Origin of the sequence: Rhodococcus mengyinensis, assembly GCF_048381435.1 — a bacterium.
GTDB lineage: Bacteria > Actinomycetota > Actinomycetes > Mycobacteriales > Mycobacteriaceae > Rhodococcus_F > Rhodococcus_F opacus_D.
On sequence record NZ_JBLWIT010000145.1, the window covers coordinates 38571 to 56677 of the forward strand.

Consider the following 18107-nt stretch of genomic DNA (forward strand, 5'->3'; position numbering starts at 1 on the left):
CCCCTCGCTCCTCGGTCCAGAACGCGCGGCCTCCGCGCCGTAACATCGCTCGCTACGCTCGCTGGCTTCATGCGTGTACTCCCGCCATGAGCGTGGACTGATGCGGGTCGAACGGGCAGCCGCCCTGCTCGAAGTGTGCGAGGTACTCGTCGCGGAAGTACTTGATGGAAGACATGATCGGGCTGGCCGCACCGTCACCGAGAGCGCAGAACGACTTGCCGAGAATGTTGTCGGCGATGTCGAGCAGCTTCTCCAGATCGGCGTCGGTCCCCTCCCCTCGCTCGAGCCGCTCCAGGATCTGCACCAGCCAATAGGTGCCTTCCCGGCAGGGCGTGCACTTGCCACAAGACTCGTGCGCATAAAACTCGGTCCAGCGCAGCACGGCACGCACCACGCACGTGGTCTCGTCGAAGATCTGCAAAGCCTTGGTGCCCAACATCGACCCGGCGGCCCCCACACCCTCGTAGTCGAGGGCGACGTCGAGGTGCTCGTCGGTGAAGATCGGTGTCGAGGAACCGCCCGGAGTCCAGAACTTCAACCGGTGCCCGGCGCGGACTCCACCCGCGTACTCGAGCAACTCCCGCAGGGTGATTCCGAGCGGGGCCTCGTACTGTCCGGGCTTCGTCACGTGCCCGGACAGGGAATACAGGGTGAAGCCGGGCGACTTCTCGCTGCCCATCGACCGGAACCACTCGATGCCGTTCACGATGATCGGCGGGACGCTCGCAATCGACTCGACGTTGTTGACGACGGTCGGTGACGCGTAGAGACCGGCCACCGCGGGGAACGGCGGACGCAACCGAGGCTGACCGCGGCGACCCTCCAGCGAATCGAGCAGCGCCGTCTCCTCCCCGCAGATGTACGCCCCCGCACCCGCATGCACGACCAGTTCGAGGTCGAAACCGCTGCCCAGGATGTTCGTGCCGAGGTAGCCCGCCGCATACGCCTCCGCGACCGCGGCCTGCAGCCGGCGCAGCACCGGCACCACCTCACCGCGCACATAGATGAAGGCGTGCCCTGCGCGGATCGCGTACGCCGCGATGATGACGCCCTCGACGAGCGCGTGCGGCGTCGCCAGCATGAGCGGCATGTCCTTGCAGGTGCCGGGTTCCGACTCGTCGGCATTGACCACGAGGTAGTGCGGCTTGTCGTCGCCCTGCGGGATGAACGACCATTTCATCCCGGTCGGGAACCCGGCACCACCACGACCCCGCAGTCCGGCCTCCTTGACGGTCGAGATGACCTCGTCCGGGTCCATGCGCAGCGCCTTCTGCAGGCCCTCGTACCCGTCGTGGCGACGGTACGTGTCGAGGGTCCACGACTCGGGCTCGTCCCAGTAGCGGCTCAGGACAGGGGTCAGCGGCATGTCAGTCTCCCTTTCGACCCGGGTCGGTGGCCGCCGGATCCGTCTCCGAGGTGGACCGCTCCGCAGGCACCGTCGCGGACGGGGCAGGCGCCGGCTGGTCCTTCGCCGATTCCGCCGCCACCGGCTCGGTGTTCCGCGACGACGGCTCCGGGATCAGCGACGTCTCCGCCGGATCCGGCGCCGTCATGCCCCGTTCGTGCGCCACACGCAGGCCGGCCAGTGTGGCGTCGCCCGCGGTGCCGCCCTCTGCCGACGCGCCGGGACGCTCGTCGGGGAACCCGGCGAGAATGCGGGCCGTCTCCCGGAACGTGCACAGCGCCGCACCGCGGCTCGGCGACACCCGCTCCCCCGAACGCAGGGAATCGACGAGTGATCGAGCCGACTCCGGGGTCTGATTGTCGAAGAACTCCCAGTTGACCATCACCACCGGGGCGTAATCGCACGCCGCATTGCACTCGATGTGCTCCAGCGTCACCTTGCCGTCCTCGGACGTGCCACCGTGCGGCAGGTCGAGATGCTCCTCCAGCGCGGCGAGGATCGCGTCGCCGCCCATGATCGCGCACAACGTGTTGGTGCACACTCCGACGTAGTAGTCGCCCGTCGGGTCGCGCCGGTACATCGAATAGAAGGTCGCCACCGCAGCCACCTCCGCGCCGGTCAACCCGAGCCGGCCGGCACAGAACTCGATCCCCGCCGGCGTTATACACCCGTCCTCCGCCTGCACCAGATGCAGCAGCGGCAGCAGCGCGGACCGCGAATTCGGGTAACGCCCGATGACGACGTCGGCATCGGCGTCCAGCCGCGCACCGACCTCCGGCGGATACTCCTCACGCGCACCCGGCCGCACCAACAGCCCGTTCTCCTCCGGCCGGGGTCCGAACTCGATGAAGACTTGTGCGCTTCGGCTCGCTACGCTCGCGGGTCCCTGGGCTTGGTCGTGCGCTCTTCCCTCGATACTCACTCGCTGCGCTCCCTCGCTCCTCGATCCAGACCACACGGCCCACCCACCGAGCTCCTTGGCAGGGGCCTCATCGGTCCACGCCCCCCATCACCGGATCGATGCTCGCAACCGCCGCAATGACATCCGCAACCATGCCGCCCTCACACGTAGCCGCCACCGACTGCAGGTTCGTGAACGACGGATCCCGGAAATGCACCCGGAACGGGCGGGTGCCGCCGTCGCTCACCATGTGCACACCGAGCTCACCCCGCGGCGACTCCACCGCCACATACACCTGCCCCGGCGGCACCCGGAAACCCTCCGTCACCAACTTGAAGTGATGAATCAGCGACTCCATCGAAGAGTCCATGATCTCGCGGACGTGCCCGGGCGAATTACCCAGACCGTCGGGACCCAACGTCAGATCCGCCGGCCACGCGATCTTTTTGTCCTCCGCCATGATCGGGCCCGGTCGCAACTTGTCGAGGCACTGCTCGACGATCTTCAGCGACTCCTTCATCTCGTCGACCCGGATCAAATAGCGGCCGTACGCGTCACACCCCGTATCGGTACTGACGTCGAACTCGTAGTTCTCGTAACCGCAATACGGCTGCGACTTCCGCAGATCGTGCGGCAGACCCGTCGCCCGCAGCATCGGACCCGTGATACCGAGCGCCATGCACCCCGTGAGATCGAGATACCCGATACCCTGCGTACGCCCCTTCCAGATGCGGTTGTCGTTGAGCAGATTCTCCATGTCCCGCAGCCGTTCCGGCATCAACGCGAGCAACTCGCGCACCTTCTCCACCGCACCCTCCGGCAGATCCTGCGACAACCCGCCCGGCCGGATATACGCATGATTCATGCGGAGACCCGTGATCATCTCGAACACGTCCAGAACCAGCTCACGTTCCCGGAAACCGAACAACATCGCCGTGACCGCCCCCAACTCCATACCACCCGTGGCCAACGCCACCAGATGCGAGGAGATGCGGTTGAGCTCCATCAACATCACCCGGATGACACTCGCCCGCTCCGGCACCTCATCCGTGATGTCCAGCAACTTCTCCACACCGAGGCAATACGCCGTCTCGTTGAAGAACGGCGACAGGTAATCCATCCGCGTCACGAACGTCACGCCCTGCGTCCACGTCCGGTACTCGAGGTTCTTCTCGATCCCCGTATGCAGATAACCGATACCGCACCGGGCCTCCGTGACCGTCTCACCCTCGATCTCCAAGATGAGCCGCAACACCCCATGCGTCGACGGATGCTGCGGACCCATATTGACGACGATCCGCTCCTCGGCGCCCTCCGAACCCGCATCACCCGACGACGCCTTCACCGCATCGACGACCTCGTCCCAATCCTGACCGGCGACAGTGAAAACCGTGTCCTCGCTCATCAGTTGTACCCCCGCCGCTCGTCCGGCGGCGCGATCTCCGCGCCCTTGTACTCGACGGGAATGCCGCCGAGCGGATAATCCTTCCGCTGCGGATGACCCGGCCAGTCATCCGGCATCTCGATCCGGGTCAACGACGGATGACCATCGAACACGATCCCGAAGAAGTCGTACGTCTCCCGCTCGTGCCAATCATTCGTCGGATACACCTCGTACAACGACGGGATGTGCGGATCCGCATCCGGTGCCGCCACCTCCAAACGAATCCGACGATTGTGCGTGATCGACAACAACGGATACACCGCATGCAACTCCCGGCCCGCATCCTGCGGGAAATGCACACCATTCACACCCAGACACATCTCGAACCGCAGATCCGGCTCATCACGCAATGCCCGCGCCACCAACGGCAAAAACTCCCGCCGCACACCGAACGTCACCTCACCCCGAAACACCACAACCGACTCGATCGCCACCTCGAAACCCACACCCGAGTCCGCCAACGCCGCCCCCAGCCCATCCGCGACCTCGTCGAAATACCCGCCATACGGCCGCGGCGTACTTCCCGGCAACAACACCGGACGCACCAACCGCCCATACCCCGACGTATCCCCACTACCCCGCACCCCGAACAGTCCCTTGCGCACACCGATCTGTTCTGTAACTCGGCTCGCTTTGCTCGCGGGTGCCGGGGCTTGGTCGTGCGGTCTTCCTTCGTCACTCACTCGCTACGCTCCCTCGCTCCTCGGTCCAGACCGCACGGCCCCGGCACCAACCGCTCGGTTCGCTTCGCTCCCTCGAACCACGGCCCGGCTCCAACCTGCCCGGTTCGCTTCGCTCCCTCGTTTCCGCGCCGGTCATCTCAGGAGGCCCTTCATCTGGATGGTGGGGGTGGCGGCCAGCGCCGCCTGCTCCGCCGCCCGCGCCACCTCCTCGCGATGAACGCCGAGCGGCATCTGCTGGATCTTCTCGTGCAAGGTGAGGATCGCGTTCAGCAACATCTCCGGCCGCGGCGGGCACCCCGGCAGATAGATGTCCACCGGCACGATGTGGTCGACGCCTTGCACGATCGCGTAGTTGTTGAACATGCCGCCCGACGACGCGCAGACGCCCATCGCCAGCACCCACTTCGGCTCGACCATCTGGTCGTAGATCTGCCGCAGCACCGGCGCCATCTTCTGGCTCACCCGGCCGGCCACGATCATCAGGTCCGCCTGCCGCGGCGACGCCCGGAACGCCTCCATGCCGAAACGGGCGATGTCGAAGCGTCCGCCTGCGGTGGCCATCATCTCGATCGCGCAGCAGGCGAGCCCGAAACTCGCCGGCCACAGCGAGCCCTTGCGGACATAGCCCGCGAGCCCTTCGACCGTGGTCAGCAGGAAGCCACTCGGCAGCTTCTCCTCGATGCCCATATCCGACTCTTCTCTTCCGACTTAGCTTTTGGATCGCTGACGGGACCGATCAGTCCCAACTGAGACCGCCACGCCGCCACTCGTACGCGTAGGCGACGGAGACGTTGAAGATGAACAGGGCCATGGCCCCGAGACCGAAGAAGCCGAGAGCATCGAAGTGAACTGCCCACGGATAGAGGAACACGATCTCGATGTCGAAAATGATGAAGAGCATGGCCGTCAGGTAATACTTCACCGGGATGCGGCCGGCACCCAGAGGCGAGAGTGTCGGCTCGATGCCGCACTCGTAGGCGTCGAGCTTGGCACGGTTGTAGCGCCTCGGACCGACGATCCTCGCCACGATCACGGAGAAGACCGCGAACGCGACCGCAATCGCCCCGAGCACGAGGATCGGCACATAGACATTCATGCCGTCTCAGCTCCCCTCTTCCCGAGCCTGTCCGCCCGATTCCCGGACGGTCGTTTCCGAAGCTACGCTCTTGTGAGTTATGCCACAGCGTACAAGGGAAGTCGTCGAGCCCGGTCGATTTGACCGTGCGAGTTCCAGGCGATCTCGAAGCACGGAAAACCCCTGCGGCACAGGCGCTCGATGCACCTTCACGCGGCGGGAAACGGAGTCAGGCGAGCCTAAGCTGAGAGGCGGGTGCGCAGCAGCGCTATGACCGCTTCGGACAACCGGATCGGGTCGAGCGGGTGCGGCACCGCGGCCTCGGCCCGCGACCAGGTGGCCAGCCAGGCGTCGTCCGGGCGGCCGGTCAGGACCAGGATCGGGGGGCAGTCGTCGATCTCGTCCTTCAACTGCTTCGCGATCCCCATCCCGCCCGCGGGCACCGCTTCCCCATCGAGGACGGCAAGGTCGATACCGCCGGCATCCATCTGCCGGATCACCACGGCTGCGGTCGCCACCTCGACGTACTCCAACTTCGGAAGGTCGGGGTGCGGACGCGTCCCCAGCGCCAGAACGACCTTCTGGCGGGTGTTCGCATCGTCGCTGTAGACGAGGACACGCAACCGATCAGGACGGCTGGTGTGGGCGGTCGCGTCGGTCACGGACCCGATGCTACCGGTACCCCGCCCTCCAGACCGGCGGCTCGCGTCGATCGAAAAACGGCGCGTCGACATCGAATTGGTTCCACCGGCGGCGCGAGCGGCCCGGCTACAGCTTCTCGGCGATGGCGAGCGCCGTCGAGCCGAGCTTCGGCAGGCGGAGATCGGCGATGGGGGTCAGCATGTTGCCGAGCCGGTTGGTGACGAAGGCGATCGACAGCCCGGAGTCGGCGTCGGCGAACGCACCCGACCCACCCAACCCGTAGTGCCCGAAAGTATTCGACGGCTGCCTGCGACGTGCCACCATCCCCGCGTGGTAGCCGAGCCGCCAGTTCATCGGAATGCCCAGGACGTAGTCGCGGGCCGTCGTCTGCACCTGACTCAGCTGCGCCACGACGTCCGGTGGGAGGAACTCCCCACCGCCGACGGTTCCGCCGTTCGCCAGCGCCCCGTACATCCGCGCCAGCGCGCGGGCGCTGAACACGCCGTTCCACCCGGGCATCACGCTGTCGTGGATCGCGGGGTTGCGGACGAGGGCATCGAATCCGGCGGGCATGCCGGCGTCGGCCACGTTGCGCAGACCGGGCAGCCGCGACATCGCGAACGACGTGGCACCCCACGGAACGCCGAACGGGTTGATGTGCGGGAAGGTCCTCGCGATCCGGGCACGCTCGGCCGGCGGCACCTCGTACCAGAACTCCTTCACCCCGAGCGGTTCGGCGACCTCGGTGCGGACCAGTTCCGTGAAGGGTTTCCCGGCCGCGCGGGACGTCAGTTCGGCGACGAGCGAACCGAACGTCACCGCGTGATAGCCGGGGACCTTCAGCCGCCGCTGATCCGGGGTTGCCGCGGCCAGTGCGGCGCTGACCAGGGAATGGTCCATCAGACTCAGCGGTCCGGGCACGAGCCCGCGTACCCGGTGCAGCCCGGCGCGATGCGACAGCAGTTCGCGCACCGTGATCTCGTCCTTGCCCTCGGCGGCGAACTCGGGCCAGTACTGCGCCACCGGCGTGTCGTAGTCGACGATCCCGCGTCCCGCGAGACGGTGCAGCACGGTGGACGCGACACCCTTGCCGGTGGAGAACGTGAGGGTGACGGTGTCGTCCTGCCAGAACGTGTCGCGGCTGGCCCATCCTGCCCACACGTCGACGACCGGTTCACCGTGGAGATAGACGGCCAGCGCGCCGCCGCCCTGGCTGCTGTCGTGGAAAAGTCGGAAGAACTGGTCGACGAGCATCCCGAAGCGACGGTCCGCGAGCATCCCGGCGGGCGGCCGTGCCCTGTGGCCCTTCAACGGCCACGGCGCCGTGGTCGTCATTACGACTTCCCTCGATCGTCTTTCACGTCAGCGACATGTGTATTTAACTTCCTCTTTACACACGAGAAGACGGTGTCGGCACCGCTTCAGGGCCTGCGTGATCGCTTCGTGGCCATACCGCAACGGGAAAGAGTGTCCGGGCGCCGGGTAGGTGACCCGGCGCTCATCATTTCGGCTCCAGCGAGTGGAAATAATCGGACCTGACCTCGACGTCCTCGACGAGACGCGTGGTGGTCTGGACACCCAGTGAATGCTCCTTCAACAGGTCGCACAGCCGGTCGCCGTCGATGAGGTCGATCGGCGGCGCACCGTCCCTCTTGGACTCCGTGCGGGCGTCACCGGTGAAGGTTCCGGTGGTGATGAGCAGGCCCTTCTCGCCGCGGCCCGCCATCGCGCCGCGGAAATCGCGCACCGCACCCGCCCCGACGCTGCCGCTGTAGCGCTTGCACTGGAAGAACACGGGGAAACTGAGCAGCGACAACTGGTACACGCCGAGTCCCTCGATGTCCCCGTCGCCGCCGCGACCGGTGACGGATGCGCTCGAGAACCCGGCCTCCCGCAGCAACCGCTGAGTCAGCCGCTCGAACGCGGGCGGCGACATCTTCAGGACCGTGTCGAGCAGGAGGTCCTTCCAGTCGGCGTCGTTCTCGGCCTCGGCGATGTTGGCATCCGGTTCGTCGTTGCGTCGGGACGCCGCCTTCGCCGATTTGCGGGCAGCATTCTTCTTGCGGTTCTCGGCGGAGAACTCGGCGTGCAGGGGGCGGATCTCGCTCTCGGCGACCTCGCGGCCCTTCTCCGTCACGCTCCACACCCCGCGCCGGCTGTTCGTGAGCAGACCCATCCCCTTGAGGTAGGTGCGTGCCCACGCCAAGCGGTACTCGATCTCGGTGCTCGGACCGTCACCGTGCAGCACCCCCTGCACGTCGGACGAAAGTCCTTCTCGCTCAACGACGGCGCTGTCGAGTTCCTCGTTGGACGCCGAACCACCGAGAGCAATGGCAGCCTGAAGCGCTGGCCAGAGGAGGTCGACGTACTGAGGAACGTGAACAGTCATGGCCACAAGCATGCCGGAATCCACCCGGCCCTCCACACACGGACCCCGATCCGATCATCCCGGGGCGAGCCGAGCCTCCGCGCGGTTCTCGAGCTGCGCCCGGTAGATCGTCTTCCCCGATCGGCGCACGATGAGATAGGCGAGGCCGACGGCGATCATCCCCGGCACCAGCACACCGACGCTTCCCGTCATCTCCGCGACCATCAGCATCACCGCGAGCGGCGCGCGGGCGATGCTCCCGAAGCAGGCCATCATTCCGACGATGACGAAGGGCGCCGGATTGTCGGGGACGCCCGGGGCGATCGGTTCCAGCAGTCGCCACACCGCGGCGCCGGTGAACGCCCCGATCACCATTCCCGGTCCGAAGATGCCGCCCGATCCCCCCGAGCCGATGGACAGCGACGTCGCGAGGATCTTCGCGAACGGCAACAGCAGCACCACCCACAACGGGATGGCAGTGAGGTCGCCGCGGGCCATCGACTGCTGGATCCAGCCGTAACCGCTGCCCAGCACCTCCGGCAACACGAGCGCCATCAGCCCGACGAGCAGCCCGCCGACCGCCGGTTTGACGATCCGGCTGCCGGGCAGACGGTGGGTGAGATCGACGGCCGTGTAGAACGTCCCGCTGTACAGCAATCCGATCAGGCCGCCGAGCACACCGATGAGCGCGAACCACACCAGCTGGACCGGGGTGTCGAAGACGTAGTCCTGAGCGGCATACCCGAACAGTGGACCGAAACCGAGGAAGCTGCCGAACACGGTGTAGCTGACGATCGACGTGACCAGCGCCGGCACGAGCACCTCGAAATCGAAGTCTTCCTTGTAGGGAATCGTGCAGCACAACACCGCGCCGCCGAGCGGGGCCCCGAAGATCGCGCCGATGCCGGAGCCGATCCCGATCGCCACGGCGATCCGACCGTCCCGTGGGGACAGGTCCAGCCTGCGGGCGAGAAGCGATCCGAAACCCGCCGAGATCTGCGCGGTGGGTCCCTCGCGACCGCCGGACCCGCCGGACCCGATCGTGATCGCGGACGCGACCAGCTTCACGAGCACGACGCGGACACGGATCATCCGAGGGTCCCGGTGAACGGCGTCGATCGCCGCGTCGGTGCCGTGCCCCTCGGCCTCCGGCGCCAGCGTGAACACGATGATGCCCGACACCAGACCACCCAGGCACACCACGAGCGGGATCGCCCACGGTCTCGTGAACTCCCGGCTGCCGACCGCCCCACCATCGCCCGCCGCAGTGGGCGGGGTGTAGCCCCCGATGCCGACGATCAGCAGTTGCGTCGCCTCCCTCAGCGCGACGTAGAACACGACCGCTCCGAGCCCGGCGACGATCCCGATCACGACGCCGAGAACCAGCCATTTGCGGGTGTAACCCGAAGTCCGGATCCACTTTCCGGCTGACGTCCCGATCGACCGCAGAGCCCTCGACCCGGGCGCCACCCGGATCACTCCAGCTTTCCGAAGACCGTCCGACCCTCCAGGATCGTGGCGAGCACCTCGAGGTCCGCGATGTCGTCGGGATCCACCAGCAGTGGATTGGCCGACAACACGACGAGATCGGCGTGCATACCGGGGACGATCGCCCCGATGGCGTCCTCACTCCGGAGGTGCCACGCCGAGTTGATCGTCTCGGCCCGCAGGGCGTCCGGGACGGAGATCCGTTCCTCGGGAGCGAGCACACGTCCCGACCGGGTGCGGCGGGTGACGGCGTCGGCGATGTTGCGCAGCGGGTTTGTCGGGGTGACCGGGCCGTCGTTGTGGAACGAGATCCGCTGCCCCGCCTTGATCGCGGAACCTGCAGCCGCCCAACGTGCTCCGCGCTCGGGACCGAACAGATCGTCGACGAGGACGTCGCCCCAGTAGTAGAGGTGGTCGACGAAAATGCTGCACGTGACGCCGAGTTCGGTCGCTCGGCGGAACTGGTCCGGGGTCATCGCACCGACGTGCTCGAGCCGGAGCCGGTGATCTTCACGTGGGGAGTCGGCCAGCATCCGCTCCCATGCATCGAGCACCAGGGTGACCGCGCCGTCGCCGTTGGCGTGACAGGAGATCTGCCAGCCTTTCTCGAAGTACGGCTTGCTGATCTCGAGAATCTCGTCCGTCGTGTAATTGGCCTCACCACGCGTTCCGGCGAGGCCGAGCGACCGGGTGACGTCCGTGTCGAGGTACGGAAAGCTGGTGGCGGCGTTGCCCACCCACGGCGAGCCGTCCGACCAGATCTTGATGCCCACCTGGCGCAGCAGGTCGTTTCCGACTCCGGGTGACACGTCCGTGGCGCGCTCCGGGTTCGACATCTCGTACAGCCGCAGCCGGGTGGTGAGAGCGCCGGACCGCGCGAACGCGGTCAGGGCGCTACGGAAGCGTGGGTCGAACGCCATCTCACTGGCGGTGGTGATCCCTGCCGCGTTCATCCGCGCGCATTCCGCGGCGAGGAGCTCCGGGAGCCGGGTGCTGGCGCCGGCGAGGATCGTGGCGGCCACTGCCATCACTGCGGGCGCCTCGAACGCCGAACCGTCCAGTTCACCCGACTCGTCGCGGCCGAAACTACCGCCCTCGGGGTCCGGCGTGTCCTTGGTCAATCCGGAATCCCGCGCGGCGACGTCGTTGAAGTAGGCCACGTGGCCGGTGTTGTGCAGGATCACCAGGGACGTGTCGGGAGCGATCGAATTGAGCCATTCACGGGTCGGTTCGGGCAGTCCCTTCTGGAGCAGGGGATCCCAGCCGTTGAGGACGGCGCCGTCGGGGTGTTCGTCGACGGCGCGGCGCACGGCGTCGACCACCTCCCCCGCATCGGCGATGGTCACCGGCCTGATGTCCACCACCGGTTCGCCGAGCAACACCGCGGAGTTCAGCGGGTGGCCGTGCGCCTCGATGAAGCCCGGGAGTATGCATGCGCGGTGCAGGTCGACCGTGATCGTTGCCGGTCCGATCAGCGGGAACACCGCGGAATCGTTGCCGACGGCGGCGATCCGCCCGTCGCGCACCGCGACTGCCCGAGCGCGTGGCGCGGCGTCGTTCATGGTGACCACGTCACCGAACAGCACCAGATCGGCAGGTTTTCCGTCGTTCGTGCCCATCAGTGCACCCTCCCGTCAGACCGGGCGTGGGCGAGAGCCCACGCGCCGGCAGCGAGTGTCGACTGTGACTTCAGATTACAACTACACAGCAGGCCGTACGCAGGAATAGTGCGTAACCAAGATCAGTTGCAGACAGGCATGACCGAAACACCGCTACCCGTGGACGGGCTCTTCGAGTCGTTCGCCGTCAAATCTCTCCGGCTACGGAACCGCTTCGCGATGGCACCCATGACCAGAGCTTTCTCCCCCGGCGGCGTTCCCGGGGACGATGTGGCGGCGTACTACCGCCGACGCGCGGCGGGCGGGGTCGGACTCGTCATCACAGAGGGCACGTACATTCCCGACCCGGCCGCCGGATCGCACACCCGGGTGCCGGTCCTCTACGGGCGGGACAGCCTTGCGGGCTGGAAATCGGTGGTGGACGCGGTCCACGACGAGGGCGGGCAGATCATCCCGCAGCTGTGGCATCTGGGCGTCGAACGCGGCCCGCAGCCCCGCATGAATCCGGACGTGATCACCGCCAGCCCGTCCGGACTCGCCCTGGACGGGACCCACCTGGGACGCGAATTCACCGCGTCCGATCTCGACGCGCTGCGCGAGGCCTGGGTGGCGGCCGCCGTCAACGCGCGCGACGTGGGCTTCGACGGCATCGAACTGCACGGGGCGCACGGCTACCTCCTCGACCAGTTCCTGTGGGATCGGACGAACGTCCGCTCCGACGGCTACGGCGGATCCCTCGAGGCCCGCACCCGATTCCCCGTCGAGGTGGTTGCAGCGATTCGCGAGGCCGTCGGCGAGGACTTCGCGATGGTCTACCGCTTCAGCCAGTGGAAGTCGAACCACTACGACTCGCGGATCGCGCAGTCCCCCGACGAACTCGCGGCCGTGCTCGCACCCCTCGTCGACGCCGGTGTCGACGTGCTGCACCCCTCCACCCGCAGGCACTGGGAACCTGCCTTCCCCGAGCTGGCCGGTGACGACGGGGAACTCGGTCTGGCGGGTTGGACCAAACGGCTGACCGGACTACCCACCATCACGGTCGGTTCGGTGGGTCTCGACGACGTGTTCACGACGGCCTTCACCTCGGACGGCGCGTCGAACACCGCCGGTATCGACCGCCTGCTCGCGCAGTACGAGAACGGCGAGTTCGATCTCGTGGCCGTCGGCCGCGCACTGCTGTCCGATCCCGAGTGGGTGCTCAAACTCCGCGAAGGCAGAACCGCCGAGCACATCCCGTACAGCAACGAGCACCGGGCGGTCCTGCACTGACCGGGCCGGTCAGCTGTCCTCGACGGTGATCTTCGCCTGATCGACGTTGACACCTTCGGGCGGGTTGGCCGTTCCGTCGACCGAGATGCGGCCCTTGTCGACGCCCTGCGCTTCGAGCGCGTTGGCGACGGCCTGGGCGCGCTGATCGGCGAGTAGTTCGGCGGCCGCTTCGTCCGAGTTGGTGGCGTACGCCTCGATCTCGATCTTGCTGTCGCCGGCCTTCATCGCGGCGGCCACCGCCTTGATCGTCACGTCCGAGACGGCGTTGAGCTCGGCGGTTCCCGACTCGAATCCGATCGGGACCGCCGCGATGGCCGAGTTGATCGCGTTCTGGGTGGCCTCGCGCGCGGTGTTGACGGCGGACGACGCCGTGGCTTGCACGCTGCTGATCGCGCCCTCCACCCGTTCGGACGCCGACGAGGTCGTCGTGGTCGCGATCGGGGCCTCGTTCGAGTCGTCGGAACAGCCGGCGGCGCCGAGCAGCGCGATGGCCGCGACCGCGATACCGGTGACGATTGTCTTGCGCATGATGGATTCCCCTATACGTCGGTATGTCCGGAAGGCGCTACACGTCGTGGGACGAGGATAGCCCCGCCGACGCTCGTCGACGGCGGTATTCGGGCAGTGTCCCGGCTCCCACATCGTGGGATCCGAGTCGTCGGATGTGAATCCGGACACGGGCTTCTCACCTGGTCGGAACCCGGTAATTCAGCCCGCGTTTCATTTCGGTTAAACCTTCGGATTGCGATCTCATTTCAATAACGGTAGGAATGAATCCGGCGCCCGCTCAGCGCCGACATAAATGCCCACAACCGAGCAAGGAGTTAAAAGCATGGATCTCGCCTTCCTGTCCGAATTCTTCTCCGCCTTCTCCGACCTCGCCGGTGCCCTGGACTTCTTCTCGGGTTCCGCCGATGCATTGGGCGGTGGCGCAGACGCCGCAACCGCGGCCTCGGCCACGATTGGCTAGCATTTCCGCTGGCACAAGACTTGAACACCCGAGACGGGGTTCGCACGCTCCAGGCGCGCGAACCCCGTCACGGCGTTGCGGGCGCCCTTCGATCGACTCAATCACGTATCTATCACGACGAGTAATCCCAGGGTGAACATGTTCATTATCCGCGTCACCAGCATTTTCGCCGGAATTGGTCGGGCGACCAATTGAGCCGAGCGTCGAAGATCAGGTTTTCCGCTTCACGGTTGATTTATTCTCGAAATAATCGACTGCACTGCATATTCTCGACACTTCCGTAACACGCGCACATCTCAGTGCACATGCGTACACTCAAATTTCGTGACCGATGCGCAGATTAGACGCCGCTCCGAGGTACGGGCCCTCGCCCGGCTGGCCCTCGAGGAAATCGGAGGCGCCGCCACCGGCATCGGCAGCATCCACCGCGCGATCTCGGATCGCGTCTTCGCCGGCGTCCGGCTCGGCGTCGGCTCCCACGCCCTTCCTGCCAAGCTGCTCCACGACGAGATCTCGGGCGCCGTGTACGCACTTGTCGCCGACACCGCGCGTCTCGGCGGCTCCCTCGCAGGTCGGTTCTTCGACCTCCCGTCGTCGGAGAACCTCGCCCCGTCCCAGACACGCCGCGGAGCCCAGGCCATCGCCGCGATCCAGGGGCTGATCGGTGACGTATTGGAAGCCGAGGGATCGCCGCTCGCCGAACCCCTGGCGATACGGGTGAACGGTGTCGCGCTCGCGCCGGACAGATCCGCGCTCGCCGACGCCTTCCCGCACGCCGGCGGCCGCATCGTCGTCTTCCTGCACGGACTCGTCGAGACCGAGGACGCGTGGGCGCTGGGCCGCCGTCCCACCTACGGTGAACGGCTCGGAACCGACCTGGGGTACACGGCGCTACAGATCCGGTACAACTCCGGCAGGCACATCTCGGGCAACGGCAGGAGCCTGTCCGAACTTCTGGACGCGGTCACCGAGAACTGGCCGGTCGAGGTCGAGTCGATCGCACTCGTCGGGCATTCCATGGGAGGCCTCGTGGCCCGCAGCGCCTGCCGGATCGCCTTCCTCGACGACCGGCCGTGGGTGGACCGGGTTCGGCACGTCGTGAGTCTCGGCTCACCCCACCTCGGCGCCCCGTTGGAGCAGGCCGTCCACTATGCGAGTGCCGGCCTGGCCGCACTGCCGGAGACGCGTGCGATCTCCGGGCTCCTGCGCAGAAGGAGCGCCGGCATCCGGGATCTGAACCAGGGTTCACTCGTCGACGAGGACTGGCGCGATCGCGATCCGGACGCACTCCGCGCCGCGGCGTGCAGCGAGGTCCCACTCCTCGACGGCGTGACGTACTACTTCGTCTCCGCGACCATCACGCGCAGCCCGAGGCATCCGCTGGGTCGCCTGCTCGGCGACGGCATGGTGCTCGTGCCGAGCGCGTCCGGCCGGAACAGGACGCGGATGATCGGCTTCCGCGCCGAGCACGGCATGCACCTCGCGCCCGCGAACCATTTCACGATGCTCAACCACGAGTCGGTGTACGAGAAGCTGCTCGAATGGCTGGGCACGCCGCAAGCCGGCTGACGTCCGGACTCAGGCCATGGTCGTGTGCCACACGATGGCGGCGGCGAGCGCGCCCGCACCGTTCAGTGACCAGTGCAGCGCGATGGGCGCGATCAGACTGCCGCTGCGGCGGCGGAGCCAGGTGAACACGACGCCCGCGGCGGCGGTGGCGACGACCGCCCCCAGGATGCCCAGCACCTGACCGGCAACCCCGCCTCCGAGGAACCCGGACAGCCCCTTGTTACCCGACGTCAGTCCCAGCGACGACGCGATGTGCCAGAGACCGAACATCAGCGATCCGGCCGCGAACACGCCACGTGCGCCGTAGACCCGGCCGAGGGTGCCCTGCAGCACGCCGCGGAACGCGAGCTCCTCGGGGATGACGGTCTGCAACGGGATGACGATCATCGACGCGACGAGCGCACCGGACAGGGTGGCGTACCGGTCGGCCATGAAGAAGGGGCGGGTGATCGGCAGGGCCGCGCCGATCGCCACGACGCCGATCACGAGTCCCATCGCCGCCAGCGCGTACAACGAACCCTTTCGCCAGTGCCGGGGCGAGAGCCCCAGTTCGACCCAGCCGAGTCCGCGGCGGCGGGTGAGCACGAGCAGCACGACAGCGGCGATGGGAACGGTGGCGATGCTCGCCCACGCGGTGGTGAAGTGTGCGATCAGATTCGTGGTCACGAGGACGACCACCACGATCGCGATGTCGAGGTAGGCATGCAGCACGGGCCGCTTCGCGCGTGCACCGGACGTCTCGCCGTCGACAGCTCCGGCGTACTGGACTTCAAGGGTCATTCGGCCGGCCGATCTGGTTCGTGAACACGCATCAAGTCAAGTGTACGGATTCGTCTGTGAAACCTCTGTGAGCCACGCCACTGCGCAGGTCGAAGCATGCCCCCGCGTCACAGGGCCGCCGGAGCCCGCGTCTAGCCTGGATACGAACTTCACACAACCCGCTGTCCAGGAGATAGAATGGCCGACTTCCTCTACGAGGACTTGCTGCCCATCGGTGAGGACCCCACCGAATATCGGCTGCTGACCACCGAGGGGGTGTCGACCGTCGAAGGACCCGACGGCCGCACCTTCCTGTCCGTCGAGCCCGAGGCGCTGCGCCTGCTCACCGAGACCGCACTCCACGACATCTCGCACTACCTGCGCAGCGACCATCTGACGCAGCTCGCGAGCATCCTCGACGACCCCGAGGCATCGGGCAACGACAAGTTCGTGGCACTGGATCTGCTCAAGAACGCCAACATCTCCGCGGCCGGCGTGCTGCCGATGTGCCAGGACACCGGCACCGCGATCGTCATGGGCAAGCGCGGCCAGCACGTCCTCACCCCCGGCGACGACGAGAAGGCCATCGCCCGGGGCGTCTACGATGCCTACACCCGGCTCAACCTGCGGTACTCGCAGAACGCGCCGATCACGATGTGGGACGAGAAGAACACCGGAAGCAACCTCCCCGCCCAGATCGAGCTCTACGCCGACACGGCGACCGGCCACGAGAACGCCTACAAGTTCCTGTACATGGCCAAGGGCGGCGGCAGCGCCAACAAGTCCTACCTGTTCCAGGAGACCAAGGCGATCCTGAACCCGGACGGCATGATGCGGTTCCTCGAGGAGAAGATCCGCGCCCTCGGCACCGCAGCCTGCCCGCCGTACCACCTCGCGATCGTCGTCGGCGGCACGTCCGCGGAGTTCGCGCTCAAGACGGCCAAGTACGCGTCCGCGCACTACCTCGACGAACTCCCCAACGAGGGAGCGATCACGGGCCGCGGCTTCCGCGACCTGGAACTCGAGGAGAAGGTGCTCGAGCTGACCCGTCAGATCGGCATCGGCGCACAGTTCGGCGGCAAGTACTTCTGCCACGACGTCCGCGTCATCCGCCTGCCCCGCCACGGCGCGTCACTGCCCGTCGCTCTCGCCGTGTCCTGCTCGGCGGACCGCCAGGCCAAGGCGAAGATCACCCCCGAGGGCGTCTTCCTCGAGCAGCTCGAATTCAACCCCGGCCGGTTCCTCCCCGAGGTCACCGACGCCCAACTCGACGCCGAGACCGACGGCGTCTCCGGCACCGGCAAGGGCGCCGCCGTGAAGATCGACCTCACCAAGCCGATGCCGGAGATCCTCGCCGAGCTGTCCAAGCACCCAGTGAAGACACGGCTGTCACTGACCGGCCCGCTCGTCGTCGCACGCGACATCGCCCACGCCAAGATCAAGGAACGGCTCGACGCCGGCGAGGACATGCCGCAGTACCTCAAGGACCACCCGGTGTACTACGCCGGTCCGGCCAAGACCCCCGACGGCATGGCGTCCGGTTCCTTCGGACCCACCACCGCCGGTCGCATGGACTCCTACGTGGAGCAGTTCCAGGCCGCGGGCGGCTCGATGGTGATGCTCGCGAAGGGCAACCGCTCCAAGCAGGTCACCGACGCGTGCAAGTCGTACGGCGGCTTCTACCTCGGGTCCATCGGCGGTCCCGCGGCGCGTCTCGCCCTCGACTGCATCAAGAAGGTCGAGATCGTCGAGTACGAAGAACTCGGCATGGAAGCGGTCTGGAAGATCGAGGTCGAGGACTTCCCCGCGTTCATCGTGGTCGACGACAAGGGCGAGGACTTCTTCGCCGGTGTCTCCACCCCCACCCTCACCATCGGCAAGCGTCCCGGCCTGTAGGCGGCTCCGCCGCCCGTGC

General features: G+C 66.9%; 17 protein-coding genes. 4 read left to right on the forward strand and 13 right to left on the reverse strand.

Features of this window, described 5'->3' with window-relative positions; genetic code table 11:
* Positions 1 to 67 precede the first annotated feature (67 nt).
* The 11 genes from nuoF to ACNJ7E_RS36655 all read right to left on the reverse strand — a co-directional run bounded on the left by nuoF (position 68) and on the right by ACNJ7E_RS36655 (position 11625).
* Positions 68 to 1366 (reverse strand): NADH-quinone oxidoreductase subunit NuoF, encoded by a 1299-nt coding sequence (nuoF, locus tag ACNJ7E_RS36605; protein WP_280781586.1) that lies wholly within the window; start codon positions 1364 to 1366, stop codon positions 68 to 70.
* A gap of 1 nt (position 1367) precedes the next feature.
* Entirely contained in the window at positions 1368 to 2327 is a 960-nt protein-coding gene (gene nuoE, locus ACNJ7E_RS36610; RefSeq protein ID WP_418342157.1) for an NADH-quinone oxidoreductase subunit NuoE, read from the reverse strand.
* 67 nt (positions 2328 to 2394) lie between these two features.
* Complete coding sequence (gene nuoD, locus ACNJ7E_RS36615) at positions 2395 to 3711, reverse strand: NADH dehydrogenase (quinone) subunit D (RefSeq protein WP_280781585.1); 1317 nt, start codon at positions 3709 to 3711, stop codon at positions 2395 to 2397.
* Positions 3711 to 4433 (reverse strand): NADH-quinone oxidoreductase subunit C, encoded by a 723-nt coding sequence (locus ACNJ7E_RS36620; RefSeq protein ID WP_418342158.1) that lies wholly within the window; start codon positions 4431 to 4433, stop codon positions 3711 to 3713. The genes nuoD and ACNJ7E_RS36620 overlap by 1 nt, the downstream gene beginning before the upstream one ends.
* A 132-nt stretch (positions 4434 to 4565) precedes the next feature.
* On the reverse strand, positions 4566 to 5120 hold the full coding sequence (locus ACNJ7E_RS36625; protein ID WP_005239105.1) for a NuoB/complex I 20 kDa subunit family protein: 555 nt from the start codon (positions 5118 to 5120) through the stop codon (positions 4566 to 4568).
* Between the two features lie 49 nt (positions 5121 to 5169).
* Complete coding sequence (locus ACNJ7E_RS36630) at positions 5170 to 5529, reverse strand: NADH-quinone oxidoreductase subunit A (protein WP_005239104.1); 360 nt, start codon at positions 5527 to 5529, stop codon at positions 5170 to 5172.
* Positions 5530 to 5747: 218 nt separating this feature from the next.
* Positions 5748 to 6170, reverse strand: coding sequence for an Rv3143 family two-component system response regulator (locus ACNJ7E_RS36635; RefSeq protein WP_418342159.1), 423 nt, complete (start codon positions 6168 to 6170; stop codon positions 5748 to 5750).
* Positions 6171 to 6276: 106 nt separating this feature from the next.
* Positions 6277 to 7485: a serine hydrolase domain-containing protein gene (locus ACNJ7E_RS36640; RefSeq protein ID WP_280781583.1), complete on the reverse strand. Its 1209-nt coding sequence runs from the start codon at positions 7483 to 7485 to the stop codon at positions 6277 to 6279.
* Between the two features lie 166 nt (positions 7486 to 7651).
* Complete coding sequence (locus ACNJ7E_RS36645) at positions 7652 to 8551, reverse strand: restriction endonuclease (protein ID WP_005253670.1); 900 nt, start codon at positions 8549 to 8551, stop codon at positions 7652 to 7654.
* A gap of 42 nt (positions 8552 to 8593) precedes the next feature.
* Positions 8594 to 9997, reverse strand: coding sequence for a chloride channel protein (locus ACNJ7E_RS36650; RefSeq protein ID WP_105421383.1), 1404 nt, complete (start codon positions 9995 to 9997; stop codon positions 8594 to 8596).
* A complete protein-coding gene (locus tag ACNJ7E_RS36655) occupies positions 9994 to 11625 on the reverse strand; it encodes an amidohydrolase (RefSeq protein WP_280781581.1) in 1632 nt (543 codons plus the stop codon). The genes ACNJ7E_RS36650 and ACNJ7E_RS36655 overlap by 4 nt, the downstream gene beginning before the upstream one ends.
* A gap of 138 nt (positions 11626 to 11763) precedes the next feature.
* Between ACNJ7E_RS36655 and ACNJ7E_RS36660 the strand changes: the two genes are divergently transcribed.
* Positions 11764 to 12894, forward strand: a complete 1131-nt coding sequence (locus tag ACNJ7E_RS36660) for an NADH:flavin oxidoreductase (RefSeq protein ID WP_418342160.1) — start codon at positions 11764 to 11766, stop codon at positions 12892 to 12894.
* Positions 12895 to 12903: 9 nt separating this feature from the next.
* Here the strand turns inward: ACNJ7E_RS36660 and ACNJ7E_RS36665 are convergent, their stop codons facing one another.
* Positions 12904 to 13422: an OmpA family protein gene (locus tag ACNJ7E_RS36665; protein WP_280781579.1), complete on the reverse strand. Its 519-nt coding sequence runs from the start codon at positions 13420 to 13422 to the stop codon at positions 12904 to 12906.
* 304 nt (positions 13423 to 13726) lie between these two features.
* On the opposite strand from ACNJ7E_RS36665, the gene ACNJ7E_RS36670 reads away from it, so the two are divergent.
* Together ACNJ7E_RS36670 and ACNJ7E_RS36675 are read left to right on the forward strand one after the other, a co-directional pair.
* Positions 13727 to 13864 carry a hypothetical protein gene (locus ACNJ7E_RS36670; protein ID WP_280781578.1) on the forward strand — a complete coding sequence of 46 codons (138 nt, stop codon included), beginning with the start codon at positions 13727 to 13729 and terminating at the stop codon, positions 13862 to 13864.
* A 324-nt stretch (positions 13865 to 14188) separates the two neighbouring features.
* On the forward strand, positions 14189 to 15433 hold the full coding sequence (locus tag ACNJ7E_RS36675) for an esterase/lipase family protein (RefSeq protein ID WP_280781577.1): 1245 nt from the start codon (positions 14189 to 14191) through the stop codon (positions 15431 to 15433).
* A gap of 9 nt (positions 15434 to 15442) precedes the next feature.
* Here the strand turns inward: ACNJ7E_RS36675 and ACNJ7E_RS36680 are convergent, their stop codons facing one another.
* Positions 15443 to 16213: a CPBP family intramembrane glutamic endopeptidase gene (locus tag ACNJ7E_RS36680; RefSeq protein WP_418342161.1), complete on the reverse strand. Its 771-nt coding sequence runs from the start codon at positions 16211 to 16213 to the stop codon at positions 15443 to 15445.
* Between the two features lie 177 nt (positions 16214 to 16390).
* Here ACNJ7E_RS36680 and ACNJ7E_RS36685 point away from each other — a divergent pair, with 177 nt between their 5' ends.
* Positions 16391 to 18088, forward strand: a complete 1698-nt coding sequence (locus ACNJ7E_RS36685; protein WP_005239073.1) for a fumarate hydratase — start codon at positions 16391 to 16393, stop codon at positions 18086 to 18088.
* Positions 18089 to 18107: the final 19 nt, after the last annotated feature.